The organism is Streptomyces sp. NPDC053048 (genome assembly GCF_044547045.1).
Taxonomy (GTDB): Bacteria; Actinomycetota; Actinomycetes; order Streptomycetales; family Streptomycetaceae; genus Streptomyces.
In genome coordinates this window covers 129,648-142,867 of sequence record NZ_JBITZS010000004.1, presented here as the reverse complement: position 1 = coordinate 142,867, position 13,220 = coordinate 129,648, and the positions used below count along the sequence as shown (strand labels likewise).

The following is a 13,220-nucleotide window of genomic DNA, read 5'->3' as shown; positions in this document are numbered from 1 at the left end:
GAAGCTCCGCTTCATGATCTGCGATAGTGGACAAGTGATCGATCCCCGCCGCCTCCGGGTGCTGCGCGCCCTCGCCGACCACGGCACCGTCACCGCGGCCGCCCACGCCCTCTACCTCTCGCCCTCCGCCGTCTCCCAGCAGCTGGCCGCCCTCGAGGCCGAGACCGGGCACACCCTGCTCGAACGCCGCGGCCGCACCGTCCGGCTCACCGCCGCCGGCAGCGTCCTGGCCCGGCACGCCACCGAGGTCGCCGCCCAGCTCGAGCGGGCCGAGGCCGACCTGGCCCGGTGCTCGACCGGACTGGCCGGGGACGTCGCCGTCGCCGCGTTCGCCACCTCCATCACCGAGGTCGTCGCCCCGGCCGTCGCCGCGCTGCGCGAGCGGGCGCCCCAGGTCCGCGTCCGGGTCAAGGACGCCGAGGGGCACACCAGCGCGCGCCTGCTCATGGACGGCGAGGTCGACATCGCCGTCGCCGTCGAACAGCGCGACGCCCTCGGCCCGACGGACGGGCAACTGCTGCGCACCCCGCTCTACGAGGAGCCTTTCGACGCCGTGCTGCCGCCCGGCCACCGCCTGGCCGGGGCCCCCGAGGTGGACCTCGCCGACCTGCGCGACGACCTGTGGATCACACCCTGGCCCGGCAACCCCGTCCACGAGGCGGTGCTGCGCGCCTGCGAGGAGGCGCGTTTCCAGCCGCGCGTGGAGTGCCTGTCGGACGACTTCTCCGCCGTGTGCGCCTTGGTGTCCGTCGGCGCGGGCGTCGCCCTGGTGCCCCGGTCGGCGCTGCACGGCATCCGCCCGGCGCTCACCCCCGCCGTCCGCCCGGTCAGCGGGTCGGGCCCCACCCGGCGCGTGTTCACCGCGGTCCGCCGGGGCAGCGAGAGCCACCCCCTGCTGGGCCTCGCCCTCGACGCGCTGCGCGCCCAGGCTGCCGCCCTCACGACCTGACCCGGAGTCTGCCGACCTGACCGCCGGACGGCGGATTTTCCGGCAGGGCCGGAATCGGCGGCGACCCCGCTCGCGGGCCCGCCCCCGGGGCGGCACGATGGTGCCCGGTTCCGCCCGGAACGCCTCGACCGAAGACTGGAGCACGCATGATCTTCATCGCCGTCAAGTTCGTCATCCGCCCCGAGCGCAGCGCCCGGTGGCTCGAGGACGTCGAGGAGTTCACCCGCGCCACCCGCGAGGAGCCCGGCAACCTCTTCTACGAATGGTCCCGGAGCGTGGACAACGAGCACGAGTACGTCCTGCTCGAGGCCTTCGCGGACGCCGCGGCGGGCGAGACGCACGTGAACTCCGAGCACTTCAGGGCCGCCATGGCCTGGATGCCCGACGCCGTCGCCGAGACGCCCCGGATCATCAACGTCGAGGTGCCCGGCACCGACTGGTCGGCCATGGCCGAGGTCCAGCCGCGCGGATAGTTCTTCGGAACACCGGACGGCGACGTGCGGTGCGGGCGCGATGGCGCGGCCCGGTGAACGCGGCACCTGTTCGGACCGCGCGGGATGCGGGGCGCCGCCGCGGCCGGTAGCTGTCGTTCATGAGCATCCGACAGACGGTGCGCCGGGCCGGCCGGCCCGGCGCCCTCGCGGCGGCCCTGCTGATGGCCGTGGCCGTAGTGCTGCCCGCCGCGGGCCCCGCCCGCGCCGCGGCGGCCGCGTGCCGGGCGGACACGGGGCCGTACCAGTGGCAGCTCGAGGCGTTCCTCCACCGGCCGCAGGACGGGCGGCAGTCGGCGGCGGACTGCGCGGCCATCGCCGCCTTCCAGCGGAAGGAGGGCATCCGGCCCGCCGACGGGTACGCCGGGCTGGCCACCTACCGCACGATGCTCGTCGTCCAGGCACGCGGCAATCCCAACGCGGCCGGCAAGTGCCCGGTGAGCGCCCGGAAGACCGCCTGCGTCGACCTCGGCCGGCAGCTGATGTGGGTGCAGCAGGGGCGCCGCGTCCTCTTCGGGCCCGTACCGGTGCGCACCGGCCGGGCGGGGCAGACCACGCGCACCGGGCGCTTCAAGGTCTACCTCCGGAGCAAGAACCACGTCTCCACCCTCTACGCCAACTCGCCCATGCCCTACTCCCAGTTCTTCTCCGGCGGCCAGGCGTTCCACGGCCGTCCGGGCAGCCTGTTCGACGGCGGCGGGTCGGCCGGGTGCGTCAACCTCACCGTCCCCGACGCACGCCGGCTGTGGGATGTGATCGGACTCAACGACGGCGTGTGGGTGTGGGGGCGCAAGCCCGGAACCTGAGCCGCGGAGGTGGTGGGGGCTGGGCTGTTCGGGGCAACGGACCGGCGCGTCGGAATATCGGATGAGATGCCGACGGTCCGCCGGTGGTCATAGTCGGGATCGGTACGACGGAAACGTCGACATACCGACTCCGAGCTGGCGAGGACACCGTGAACGCACACCCGCCCCGGCCCCCCGGCCACCGCGCCCACCGCCTGTGGCGTGCGGCGGTCGGCGTCGTCTCCGCCGTCGCCACGGTCGGCGGCCTGGCCGTGCCCGCCACGGCGGCCCCCCTGCCCGGCGGCCTGGGACCGTGCCTGCCCGGCAGCTGCCCCGCCTCCCATCCGGCCGTCGGCAACGGGCCGTTCGCCGGGCGCGACAACAACGTCAACGTCTTCGTCGGCGGCGACTACCGGGTGCGCGGCGCGGCGGCCGGGGCCGAGGGCCGCGTCGTCACCCTCGGCCGCTTCGACCTGCACAAGTCCTCCGGAGGCCCCCAGTACGGCGTGGGCGTGACGGCGACCGGCTCCCGCGTGCCCCCGGCCGACGGCACGGACTTCCTGACCACCGGCGGTGCCGTCACCGTCGCCCCCGGCCAGCGCCTGGACGCCGAACGCGGCGTCGTGCGGCACGCCGGCCCGGCCGAGGGAACCATCGTCCGGCGCGGCGTCAGGGACGCGGCCGCCGCCGGCCCCTACACCGCGCTGCGCGCGGGCCTGGCGGCCGCGAGCCGCTGCTACGCCCAGGGCCCCGACGGCCGGGGCCGCCCGGCCACCGGCACCGCCCGCAACACCGGTTCCGAGACGCTCTTCACCGGCGACGGCACCTCCGCGCTGCAGGTGTTCAACGTCGACTTCGACCTCGTCGGCCCCGGCGGCACCCCGCAGGGCATCCGCTTCACCCGCGTACCCGAGGCCGCCACCGTCCTGGTCAACCTCAACGGGACGGCCCGCGTCGTCAACACCCACAGCGGCGGCATCACCGACGACAGCCCGTTCAACAGGCTGCGCGAGCGGCTGCTGTGGAACCTCCCCGAGGCCCGGCGGGCCGAGTTCGCGGGCACGGGCCAGTTCCAGGGCAGCGTCCTGGTGGGCGAGCCCGGCAGCGAGTCGACGGTCACCCTGCCCGGCATGAACGGGCGGTTCTTCACCACCGGCTCGCTGACCCACACCTCCGCCCCGACAGGCGCGGGCGGCCAGGCCTTCCACGCCTACCCCTTCACCGGAAACCTGCCGGACTGCGCCGGCACGAGCGCGAGCGCGAGCGCGAAGGCGCAGCCCACCGGCGCCGTCTCGCTGGTCAAGAGGGACGCCGCGACCGCCCGTCTCCTGCCCGGCGCACGCTTCCAGCTGTGGAGGGACACCAACGGAACGCCGGGCCTGCAGACCACCGGCGCCCGCCCCGACACGAGATCCGGCGGCGTGTGCGTCACCAACGCCCAGGGCCTGTGCCGCAGGACCGTGGAGCCCGGCCGGTACTTCTGGCAGGAGCTCCAGGCCCCGGCCGGCTACCCCAGGCAGGCCCGGGACGTGTTCGGGCCGCTGGCGCTGACGGTGGCCAACGCGCCCCGGGGCGTCTCGGTCGACGTCACCAACGCCCGGCCGGTGCCCCGGGGCGCGGTCCATCTGGTGAAGAGGGACGCACGGACCGGGCGGGCGCTGGCGGGAGCGGTCTTCGAGCTGTGGCGCGAGACCAACAACCGACCCGGTCTGCAGATCAGCGGTGCGGGCGCCGACCGCCGGGTCGGCAACGGCTGTGCCACGAACCGGCAGGGCCGCTGCACCTTCGCCAACCAGCCGGCGGCCGCCTACTACCTGCGCGAGACCGCCGTGCCCGAGGGCTACCGGCTGCCGGCCAGGCGCGTCCTGGGCCCCTACGGACTGACCGCCGCCAACGCGAAGGCCGGCATCACCGTCACCGCCCGCAACACCCCGGGTGAGCCCGGCAAGGGCAAGTAGCGCGGGGACCCGGCCGGCTCGCCGTCAGTCGACGCGTACTTCCTCCACGCCCAGGTACATCACGTTCGGCCGGGCGGGGTTGAAGGCGATGGCCGAGATGCCGTCGTAGGCGTTGTGGGTCCTGGTGACCCTGCCCGTCGCCGCGTCGAAGCGAAACAGGTCGGTGCCGTAGTTCGCGTAGTAGGTGCCGTACTCGAAGTAGAGGACGTTCGCGTCGGCGGGGCTGGGTGCCAGCAGCGTGCCGTTGGTCAGCTTGGCGTCAGCCGAGTCGTCGACGATCCGGGTGAAGGTCCGGCCTCCGTCGGCCGAACGGTACAGGTGGCGGCCCTCGTTGCCCGAGCCCGGCACGGCCTCCGCCAGGTCGATGCCCAGGCCGTGGACCACCGAGGGGTCGGCGGGGGAGACGGCGGCGGAGAACAGGTTCGCCGCCCCGCCGGAGGCGGACAGGCCGGTGGACGGTCGCCAGGTGATGCCGCCGTCCGTGGTCACCTCGCCCCCGCGCGCCATGCCGCCGGCGACAGCGTGGGAGAGGTCGGCCGGGTCGAAGGCCACGGAGTACACGCTCGTCCCGCCGCCGAACGCCGGGGTGCCGACGCGGCTCCAGGTGACGCCGCCGTCCGTGGAGTCATGGAGCCGCCCGTCGCGTCCCGCCAGGCGGACGTGGTCCGGGCGCGCCCGGTCGGTGCCCAGACCCACGATGTCCGCGGTGGGCGCCGCGAGGCGGGTGACGGATCCGCCGTCCACACGGGCCAGATAGTTGCCGCTCATCTCCCACGCGTAGGCGCGCCCGCCGGGGGCGGCCGTCAGGCGGGTGGAGCCGCTGCCGAGCGCCGCCACCCGGCTCCAGGTGCAGCCGGCGTCCGCCGAGCGCTGGAGTTCGCCGTTGCGGGTGGCCAGCAGCGTGTTCGGGGTGTCCAGCGCGACCAGGCCATGGGTGTAGCTGGTGGTCCGCAGTGTCCCTGTGGTCGGCGCCAGGCTCGTGCCGTCGTCGGTAGTGAAGGTGACGCCGCCGTCGCCCGTGACCCGGCTGCAGGACGGGGCCGTCCAGCCGGTGGCGCCGGCCGCTCCGGCGGCGGGCGACGACGCGAGGACGAGGGCGGCGGCCGTGGTGACGGCGGCACCGAGGCGCTTCATGATCTCTCCCTTGTGGGGCGCGGACATGACGATGTCGGTCGACGATCATGTTCTAGCCGGTCGATCTTCCGTCCCGGAACGCGACCGGACGTCAGTCTTCCTGACGCGAAAGGAGCTTGACGAAGGAATTCCCTCGCGTGTGCGAGGTGACGAACCGCCGCTGGGTATCTCCCCAGTCGCATATGAGTACGAGTACTCACGCCGCTCGCACCCCGCCCCGCCGATGCTGGGCACATGTCCAAGCACAGCAAGGCCGGGGCGCGTCCCGGCGGCGGAGTCGGCATCACCGCCACCGGGTCGTACCTGCCCGAACACGTCCTGACCTCCGAGGAACTGCAGGAGGAGGTCGCCCGTGCGGGCGGCCTGACGCTGCCCCGGGGACTCTTCGAGCGGGCGACCGGCATCGTCACCCGGCGGGTGGCCGCCGACGGCGAATACGCCTCCACCCTCGCCGTCGGCGCCGCCCGCAAGGCGCTCGCCGCCCGCGGAACCGACCCGCTCGAGATCGACCTGCTCGTCTACGCCTCCGCCACGCGCGACGTGGCCGAACCGGCGACCGCGCACGTCGTCCAGGACGAACTCGGCTCCAGGGCCCACGCGCTGGACGTCGGCAACGCCTGCAACAGCTTCGTCAACGGCATCGACACCGCCCACGCGATGATCCTCGCCGGACGCGCCCGCCGCGCGCTCGTCGTCACCGGCGAGACCCCCAGCCGCGCCATCCGGCGCGCACCCGCCGGCCCCGCCCAGTTCCGCGACGGCTTCGCCGGCTACACCTTCGGCGACGCGGGCGCCGCCGTCCTCCTCGAACCCGTCGAGCGCGGCGGCATCCTCGACACCGGCACCGAGACCCACTCCGAACACTGGGCAGTCGGCGGCATCTTCGGTGGCGGTTCGCGCCACCCCCGCTCCGAGGAGCACACCTACTTCCACGGCGACGGCCGGGAACTGCGCGAGGTCTTCGAGAAGAGCGGCACCGCCGTCCTCGACCGCATGCGCCACCGCACCGGCCTGGACTGGGCCGACTTCCGCCACATCCTCGTCCACCAGGTGACGCTGCCCTACCTGGAACGCTTCGTCGAACTCACCGGCGTCCCCGAGGACAAGCTGGTGATCACCGTGCCGGAGCTGGGCAACATCGCCAGCGCCACGCTCGGCGTCCAGCTCGACCGCGTCCACGACGATCTGCTGCCCGGCGACCGCGTCCTGTTCGTCGGACTCGGCGGCGGCACCAGCGTCATGACCACGGTCTGGGAGAAGTCATGAGCGACCTGTGGGTCGTCGTACCCGCCCACCAGGAGGAAGCCCGCATCGACGGCACGCTGCGCGCCCTCGCCGCCCAGCACGACCGCGACTTCACGCTCGTCGTCGTCGACAACGCCTCCACCGACGGCACCGGCCGCATCGCCCGCGACTTCGCCGGCCGCGCCCCCTTCCCCGTCCACGTCATCGAGGAGACGGACAAGGGCGTGGGCTGCGCCGGCGACACCGCCTTCCGCTACGCCATCGCCCGCGGCGCCACCGCCATCGCCCGCACCGACGCCGACTGCCTGCCCCGCCCCGGCTGGACGGCCGCCGCGCGCTCCGCGCTCCGCGCACCCGGCGAACGCATGGTGTGCGGACGCGTCGACGCCCGTCGCGACGAGCACGGGCCGCTGGGCCGCGCCGCGTTCCGGACCATGGTCGCGGCCGCCGCCCTCTTCGGCCGGCTGCGCCCCGCACACGCCCGCCGGCACGGCTTCCTCGCCCCCTATCGCATGCACGCGGGCAACAACATGGCCATCACGGCCGGCCTCTACCTGCGGGTCGGCGGCATGCCCCGCCGCCCCTCGCCCACCGACCGCACCTTCCTCAACCGGGTGCGCCGCCACACCGCCGACATCACCCACGCCCCGGCGATGGTCGTCGAGAACTCCACCCGGCGCCTGCGCGCCTACGGCATCCTCGGCACCGCCCGCTGGTACCTCGACAAGGGCTGCGGCGCCCTGGGGGAGGACCCGCGCTGATGCTCGCCCGACTCGACGCCGCCCTGCGCGCGAACCCGCACCACCCCGCCGTACTGGCCACCACCCGCACCGGCGCCGTACGCGTCCGCGCCACCCGCGGCGATCTCGCCGGCCTCGCCGACGCCTGCGCCGCCGCCCTGCATGCCCGCGGCCTGCGCGCCGGCGACACCCTCGGCGTCGCCGTACGACCCAGACCGCGCGCCCTCGCCGTCCTGCTCGCCGCCGACCGGCTCCGGCTGCGCGCCGCCGTCCTGGACCCCGGCGCCGGCCCCGACGTCCTGCGCGCCCGCCTCGCCCTGGCCCGGCCCTCCCTCGTGCTCGCCGACGCGACCGCCCAGGCCGTCGCCGGCTGGGCCCGCCCGCTGGCCCGCCGCGCCCACCTCGCCCTGCCCGACCTCGCGGCGCTGGGCCCCGTGGCCACCCTCGGACCCCGCCTGCCCGGCTGCGCCCCGGCCCTGGACCTGGCGACGTCCCGCACCGCCCTGCCCGCGCGCACCGACGACGACGCGGACGCCGTCGTCGTCTTCACCTCCGGCACCACCTCCCGGCCGCGCGCCGTGGTCCACACCCGTTCCTCCCTCGCGGCCGGCATGGAGGCCGTCACCGGCCTCGTCGCGCCCCGCCCGCACCGGCCCGTACTGGGCGGCACGTTCTTCGTGCTGGTCCCCTCGCTCGCCCAGGGCGCCCCGGTCGCCCTGCCCGCCCGCTCGCCCCGCGTCCTGGCCCGCCAACTGGCACGGCTGCGGCCCCAGGCCACCTACCTGACACCACCCCAGCTGCGGGCCGCCCTGACGGCCGGCGCCCGCTTCACCGGCAGCGTGTGGACCGGCTCCGCGCCCGCGAGCGCCGAACTCCTCACCCGCGTCCGGCAGGCCGGCGCCGAACGGGCCTGGGGCGTGTACGCGCTGACCGAGCTGTTCCCGGCGGCCGCCGTCGAACAGGCCGAGAAGGCGGCCTTCACCGGCGACGGCGACCTCGTCGGCGCCCCCCTGCCCGCGGTCGCGGCGCGCGTCGACGACACCGGCGAACTGCTGCTGTCCAGCCCCGCCGCCCGCCACCGCTACCTCGGTGAGGACCCCGACCCCTGGATACCCACCGGCGACCGGGCCCGCCTCGAGAACGGACGCCTCGTCCTGGAGGGCCGCCGCAAGGACATGGTGCTGCGCGGCGCCGAGAACATCTACCCCGGCCTGTACGAGCCCGCCCTGCACGTGCCCGGCGTCGAACTGGCCGTCCTCGTCGGCGTCCCCGGCGAGGACGGCGACGAACGGCTCGCCGCCCTCGTCCAGCCGCGCCCCGGCACCGACCACCGCGCCCTGCGCGCCGCCCTCGCCGGCCCCCTGGCCCGCATGGGCGCCGCCCGCCCCGACGCGGTGCTCCTCGCGGACATCCCCCTGTCGGGCCGCTCCCGCAAACCCGACCGCGCGGCAGCGGCACGCCTGGCCACGGCCCGGCTCGCCGCCGGCCGGAAGGAAGGGCCGCGATGACGGCCGCACGCCGCCGTGACCGCCGCGTCTACCTCGCCGGGCACCCCTTCCTCTTCTCCCTGCTCGCCGCCTCGCGCCGCCGGCCCGTCGTACGCCTCGGCCGTACCGTGCTCGTCCACGACGCCGACGCCTTCCGGCAGGCGCTGACGCGGGTGCCGCTCGACCGCGAGGCCGCCGGCACGACCGGACGGGCGGCCCGGTCGGCCCTCGGTGGCAACGAAGGCCCCGCCGGCGGGATGCTGTTCGACCAGCACGGCGCCGGACACCGCGCCGCACGCCGCGCCCTGGCCGACGACCTGTCGTCCACCGGCGTGGAACGGCTGCGCCCGGTATGGGCCGCGGTGCTCGAACACCGCCTCGCGCCCCTGGCCGAGGGGCGTACCGTCGATCTGGTGCCGCTCGCCCGGGAACTCGCCGGGGCCACGGCCGGCGCGCTGCTGGGTACCGACGCCGACCCGCTGCGGCTGGCCGCCGCGGCCGGCGACAGCGCCTACGCGGCCGTACGGGAACACCTGCCGGGCCCGCACCGGCCACGGCGCCGCGCCACCGCCGACCCCGTGGACCGGCTGCGGGCTCTGCTCGGCGACGGCGGGCCGGCCGGTGCCGCGGACGACCACGCCGCGCGGGCCATGCTGGCTGTCGCGGCCGTCACCACCGTCGTCGCCGCCCTGCCGCGCGCCGCAGCGTGGTGCGCGGACGCCGGCTGGTGGGACCTGGCCGCGGACGACGCCCGGCGCCCGGTGCTGGCCGACGAACTGCTGCGGGTCACCGCCCCGTCCCCGCTGCTGCCGCGCGTGGCCGCCGGGAACGGCACGGTCGGCGGCTGCCCGGTACGGGCCGGCGACCGGCTGCTGCTCGTCGCCCGCCACGCCGTACGCGCCCATCGCGACGACCCCGACTGCCGGCGCCCTGCCGAACCCGCCGTCTCCCAGCTGGTCTTCGGCGCCGGACCGCACGCCTGTCCGGGGGCCCGGCTGGCGCGCGCCCAGCTCCAGGACACCCTCGAGGCCCTGGCCCCGCACCGGCCCGTCGTCGTCAGCGCCCGCGCCGACCGCCGCGCCGCGCTGCCCGGCTGGCGCTCGCTCGTCGTCCGCGCCGGGGAGGCGGCGTGAAGCCGGCGCTGCGCATCGCGGTGACCGGCGCGAGCGGATTCTGCGGCGGCCATGTCGCCACCGCGGCCGCCGCCTTCGCCGACGTGGTCTGCGTCGGACGCCGCCCCGGTCCGGTCGGCCGGCACATCCCCTGGGACGCGGCGCGCGGCGTGCCCGACCTCGCGGGTGCCGATCTCGTCGTGCACTGCGCGGCGGCCGTCGGCGATCCCGCCCCCGGCTCATGGGCCGAGGCCGCGATGCGTGCCGTCAACGTCGACGGCACCGCGCGCCTGATGGAGGCCGCGGGGCGGCGCCCCGTGGTGTGGGTGAGCAGTGCCAGCGTCTACGACCCGCGCCGGGACCGGAGCCTGGTCGGCGAGGACCATCCGGTCTCCGGGCAGCTCAACGCCTACGGCCGCACCAAGGCCGCCGGCGAACGGCTCGCCCTCGACGCCGGCGCGGTGGTCCTGCGGCCCCGGGCCGTCTACGGTCCGGGCGACCCGCACCTGCTGCCCCGCCTGCGCTCCCGCGTCCGCGCCGGCACGCTGCTGCTGCCGGGCCCGGACGTGCAGTTGAGCCTGACGGCGGTGGAGAACCTCGCCGACGCCTGCCTGGCCGCGGCCGACTGGCCGCCGGGGGCGTACAACATCGCCGACGCCACCCCGTACGGGCGCGACGAGACCCTGCGGCGGGTGCTGGGCGCGAACGGCGTGCGCGTGCGGATCCGGCATCTGCCCCTGGGCGTCGCGCTGTCGGCGGCACGGGCCGCCGAGACGGTGGCCCGTCTGCGTCCGGGCGCCGAGGCCGCCCTGTCGCGCTACGCGGTCGACCAGCTCGCCCACTCCGTCGTCCTCGACACCGGCAGGGCGCGGGCGCGCGGCTGGACTCCGCGGCGCACGCTGGAGGACTTTCTCGGGACGGAGGGCGGCGTCAGTCCCCGGACTCGATCAGCCGCACGGCGTTGAGGGCGGCGGCCAGGGCGCGGTCGTCGCCGTCCGGCGCGGCAGCGGCCACGTCCAGGGCGGTGTCCGCGAACTTGATGACGTGTTCGTCGCCGTGGGCCGTGGCCAGCCCGAAGACCTCCTCGGGGGTCAGCGAGGACGCGTCCGGCGGGGTCACGGGTTCGTCCGCCGCGTAGATCGAGACGATCGCGGCGGTCGCCGCCCACGCCACTGCCAGCGACGGCCCCCACAGCTCGTGGGGCAGCGCCGGCAAGGTGCGCAGCACCGCGTTCGGGGCGGTGGCGGCGTGAACGAGCATGATGCCGTTGCCGTGCCCGTGGGCGCCGTAGTGGAGGGTGGCGGCCTCCACGAGCGCGGCCAGCTGCTCGGGGACCGCCTCGGGGGTGCCGGGCACGCGCAGGGATTCGACGGTTCCCAGCCAGCCGGGGGTGCCGGGCAGCTGATCGTATCCCCGCAGGGGCATGACGTTCCGCTCGGGGACGTGGGGGAGCGCGGCGATCGCCTCGGCCGGGGAGGCCCCGCCCGAGGGGGTCACCGTGACGGGCAGGAGGGTGTGGCGGGCCGCCCAGTAGCCGAGGGCGTGCGCCAGTTCCGCCAGGCGCGGCGCGTCCTCGCCGTCCTGAGTGAGGGCGCGGACGACGTGGCCGACGCGGATGGCCGGGTGGGTCGCCGCGCCGGCGATGCCGGGCAGCAGCCGCGGCCACCACTGGGCGAGCACGTCCCGCCACGGGCGTTCGGCGATCCGCTCGGCGAAGTAGCCGGTCCAGTCGGTGACGCGGGCGGGGTCGCCCAGCGCCTCCCGCCAGTCGGCGTCGGTGATGCGGGCCCGTAACGGGGGAGTCTCCTCGAGCTTGGTCTCGTAGGTGTCGAGCCAGCGGTGGACGGTGTCGGCCCGGCCGTGCCGGACCAGGGCCTCCACGGCCATCGGGCCGTGGTTGGCCAGGAAGCCCCGGAACTCGGGGCCGCGGAGGTGGAGTCGGTGCAGGGCTTCGTCGAGTGTGCCGCTCGTCGTTTCCATGAACCGAGACTAGGCCTCCGGTTGTCCGTCGCGTAACGGTCCAGAGCCCTACGCCGGGCGTCGTACGGCCGGCGGCCTGGGCCGAAGGCCGTACGCCGCGCCGCGCCGGCCCATCGGAGGCGCCCCGGTCCGTCGGCCGGGTGAGTTCACCGGGCCGGTGTGATCAACTTACGGATCGTCCGGCCGCGCCGCCCGCCGGCGGGCGCGGCCCATCGCTTACCGTCCCGCCGTGAGAATCTCTGTGCTGGTCATGGACGGTGTCTTCGACTCCGGGCTCGCGGCGGTGCTCGACGTCCTGAAGACCGCCGGCGAACTGCGTGAGGAACTTCCGCAGCCCCCGCCGCCGTGGCGGGTGAGCTGCGTCAGCCCGCACGGCCCGGTCCGCACGGCGGCGGGTCATCTGGTGGACGCCGTCGCGCCCGGCTCCGCCGGGCCACCGCAGACCGTGGTCGTGCCCGGCGTCGGGCACAAGCGGCCGGATCCGCTCACCGCGTGGCTGACCGCGCCGGAACGGCGGCCCGCACTGGAGACGGTGCGGCGGGCCCGCGCCGACGGGATCCCGCTGGCGGCCGCCTGCACCGGCACGTACCTGCTCGCCGAGAGCGGCGTGCTGGAGGGACTGCCCGCCACCACCAGCTGGTGGCTGGCCCCCCACTTCCGCCGGCGCTACCCCGGGGTGGCCCTCGACGAGAACCGGCTGCTCGCGCACGCGCCCGGCATCACCACGGCCGGAGCGGCCATGGCCCACCTGGACCTGGCGCTCGGCCTGGTCCGCGAGGCGAGCCCCGCCCTGGCCGACCTCACCGCCCGCTACCTGATCGCCGACCACCGCCCCCTCCAGGCCCACTACGCCGTCCCCGGTCATCTCGCCCGCAGCGACCCCACGGTCGGCGCCTTCGAACGCTGGCTGCGCGACCACCTCGAACAACCGCTGCGCATCGCCGACGCGGCCCGTGCGCTGGGCACCAGCGAACGCACCCTGCAGCGCGCCGTGGACCGCGTCCTGGGCGTCTCGCCCCTGCGCTTCGCCCAGCGCGTCCGCCTGGAACAGGCGGTGCACCTGCTGCGCACGACCCGCCTGCCGACGGAGACGGTCGCTCACCGCGTCGGCTACGAGAACACCACCACGCTCACCACCCTGCTGCGCGAACGACTGGACACCACCCCCGGCAGAGTGCGCCGGAGCGCACGCTGACGCCCGGTGGCGAGAATCGACTCACACATGTGGGTGTAATCCGCTGTCGCGGGAGGATGCCCTGGACAGGAGGGAATATCCATCTTGTACGGGGCTGTCCGCTGCGCGGCCCATGACCGGTTCCGGCATGAGACAGGGAGCGAC

Annotated in this window: 12 protein-coding genes; 10 read left to right on the top strand and 2 right to left on the bottom strand. The window is 75.8% G+C overall.

The genetic code is table 11. The features are described 5' to 3' along the window. The first annotated feature begins 34 nt into the window (after positions 1–34). The 4 genes from ACIG36_RS11775 (at position 35) to ACIG36_RS11760 (ending at position 4,183) form a co-directional block, all read left to right on the top strand. Complete coding sequence (locus ACIG36_RS11775) at positions 35–949, top strand: LysR family transcriptional regulator (protein ID WP_399925657.1); 915 nt, start codon at positions 35–37, stop codon at positions 947–949. Between the two features lie 146 nt (positions 950–1,095). Next, positions 1,096–1,422: a putative quinol monooxygenase gene (locus ACIG36_RS11770; RefSeq protein ID WP_399925655.1), complete on the top strand. Its 327-nt coding sequence runs from the start codon at positions 1,096–1,098 to the stop codon at positions 1,420–1,422. Positions 1,423–1,541: 119 nt separating this feature from the next. After that, entirely contained in the window at positions 1,542–2,246 is a 705-nt protein-coding gene (locus ACIG36_RS11765) for a L,D-transpeptidase (RefSeq protein ID WP_399925653.1), read from the top strand. Positions 2,247–2,395: 149 nt separating this feature from the next. Then, complete coding sequence (locus ACIG36_RS11760; protein ID WP_399925651.1) at positions 2,396–4,183, top strand: choice-of-anchor A family protein; 1,788 nt, start codon at positions 2,396–2,398, stop codon at positions 4,181–4,183. Positions 4,184–4,207: 24 nt separating this feature from the next. Here the strand turns inward: ACIG36_RS11760 and ACIG36_RS11755 are convergent, their stop codons facing one another. Further along, positions 4,208–5,317: a WD40/YVTN/BNR-like repeat-containing protein gene (locus tag ACIG36_RS11755; RefSeq protein WP_399925649.1), complete on the bottom strand. Its 1,110-nt coding sequence runs from the start codon at positions 5,315–5,317 to the stop codon at positions 4,208–4,210. 234 nt (positions 5,318–5,551) lie between these two features. Between ACIG36_RS11755 and ACIG36_RS11750 the strand changes: the two genes are divergently transcribed. From ACIG36_RS11750 to ACIG36_RS11730, 5 genes are read left to right on the top strand one after another with little or no spacing between them, the layout of a single operon-like run. Then, a complete protein-coding gene (locus ACIG36_RS11750) occupies positions 5,552–6,583 on the top strand; it encodes a 3-oxoacyl-ACP synthase III family protein (protein ID WP_399925647.1) in 1,032 nt (343 codons plus the stop codon). Beyond that, a complete protein-coding gene (locus ACIG36_RS11745) occupies positions 6,580–7,323 on the top strand; it encodes a glycosyltransferase family 2 protein (RefSeq protein WP_399925645.1) in 744 nt (247 codons plus the stop codon). Before ACIG36_RS11750 ends, ACIG36_RS11745 begins: the two co-directional genes overlap by 4 nt. Then, positions 7,323–8,810, top strand: coding sequence for an AMP-binding protein (locus ACIG36_RS11740; protein ID WP_399925643.1), 1,488 nt, complete (start codon positions 7,323–7,325; stop codon positions 8,808–8,810). Before ACIG36_RS11745 ends, ACIG36_RS11740 begins: the two co-directional genes overlap by 1 nt. Beyond that, positions 8,807–9,922, top strand: a complete 1,116-nt coding sequence (locus tag ACIG36_RS11735; RefSeq protein WP_399925641.1) for a cytochrome P450 — start codon at positions 8,807–8,809, stop codon at positions 9,920–9,922. Before ACIG36_RS11740 ends, ACIG36_RS11735 begins: the two co-directional genes overlap by 4 nt. Beyond that, positions 9,919–10,866 carry an NAD-dependent epimerase/dehydratase family protein gene (locus ACIG36_RS11730; RefSeq protein WP_399925639.1) on the top strand — a complete coding sequence of 316 codons (948 nt, stop codon included), beginning with the start codon at positions 9,919–9,921 and terminating at the stop codon, positions 10,864–10,866. Before ACIG36_RS11735 ends, ACIG36_RS11730 begins: the two co-directional genes overlap by 4 nt. Here ACIG36_RS11730 and ACIG36_RS11725 read toward each other — a convergent pair. Beyond that, positions 10,832–11,881 (bottom strand): questin oxidase family protein, encoded by a 1,050-nt coding sequence (locus ACIG36_RS11725; protein ID WP_399925637.1) that lies wholly within the window; start codon positions 11,879–11,881, stop codon positions 10,832–10,834. The two genes, ACIG36_RS11730 and ACIG36_RS11725, sit on opposite strands and share 35 nt — an antisense overlap. A gap of 229 nt (positions 11,882–12,110) precedes the next feature. On the opposite strand from ACIG36_RS11725, the gene ACIG36_RS11720 reads away from it, so the two are divergent. Further along, positions 12,111–13,076 (top strand): GlxA family transcriptional regulator, encoded by a 966-nt coding sequence (locus ACIG36_RS11720; protein WP_399925635.1) that lies wholly within the window; start codon positions 12,111–12,113, stop codon positions 13,074–13,076. The last annotated feature ends 144 nt before the right edge of the window (positions 13,077–13,220 follow it).

Bases quoted from the DNA above. Each gene is read 5' to 3' on its own strand.
- ACIG36_RS11770 (WP_399925655.1), top strand. From the start codon at position 1,096: ATGATCTTCATCGCCGTCAAGTTCGTCATCCGCCCCGAGCGCAGCGCC.
- ACIG36_RS11765 (WP_399925653.1), top strand. From the start codon at position 1,542: ATGAGCATCCGACAGACGGTGCGCCGGGCCGGCCGGCCCGGCGCCCTC.
- ACIG36_RS11755 (WP_399925649.1), bottom strand. From the start codon at position 5,317: ATGAAGCGCCTCGGTGCCGCCGTCACCACGGCCGCCGCCCTCGTCCTC.
- ACIG36_RS11750 (WP_399925647.1), top strand. From the start codon at position 5,552: ATGTCCAAGCACAGCAAGGCCGGGGCGCGTCCCGGCGGCGGAGTCGGC.
- ACIG36_RS11745 (WP_399925645.1), top strand. From the start codon at position 6,580: ATGAGCGACCTGTGGGTCGTCGTACCCGCCCACCAGGAGGAAGCCCGC.
- ACIG36_RS11740 (WP_399925643.1), top strand. From the start codon at position 7,323: ATGCTCGCCCGACTCGACGCCGCCCTGCGCGCGAACCCGCACCACCCC.
- ACIG36_RS11735 (WP_399925641.1), top strand. From the start codon at position 8,807: ATGACGGCCGCACGCCGCCGTGACCGCCGCGTCTACCTCGCCGGGCAC.
- ACIG36_RS11725 (WP_399925637.1), bottom strand. From the start codon at position 11,881: ATGGAAACGACGAGCGGCACACTCGACGAAGCCCTGCACCGACTCCAC.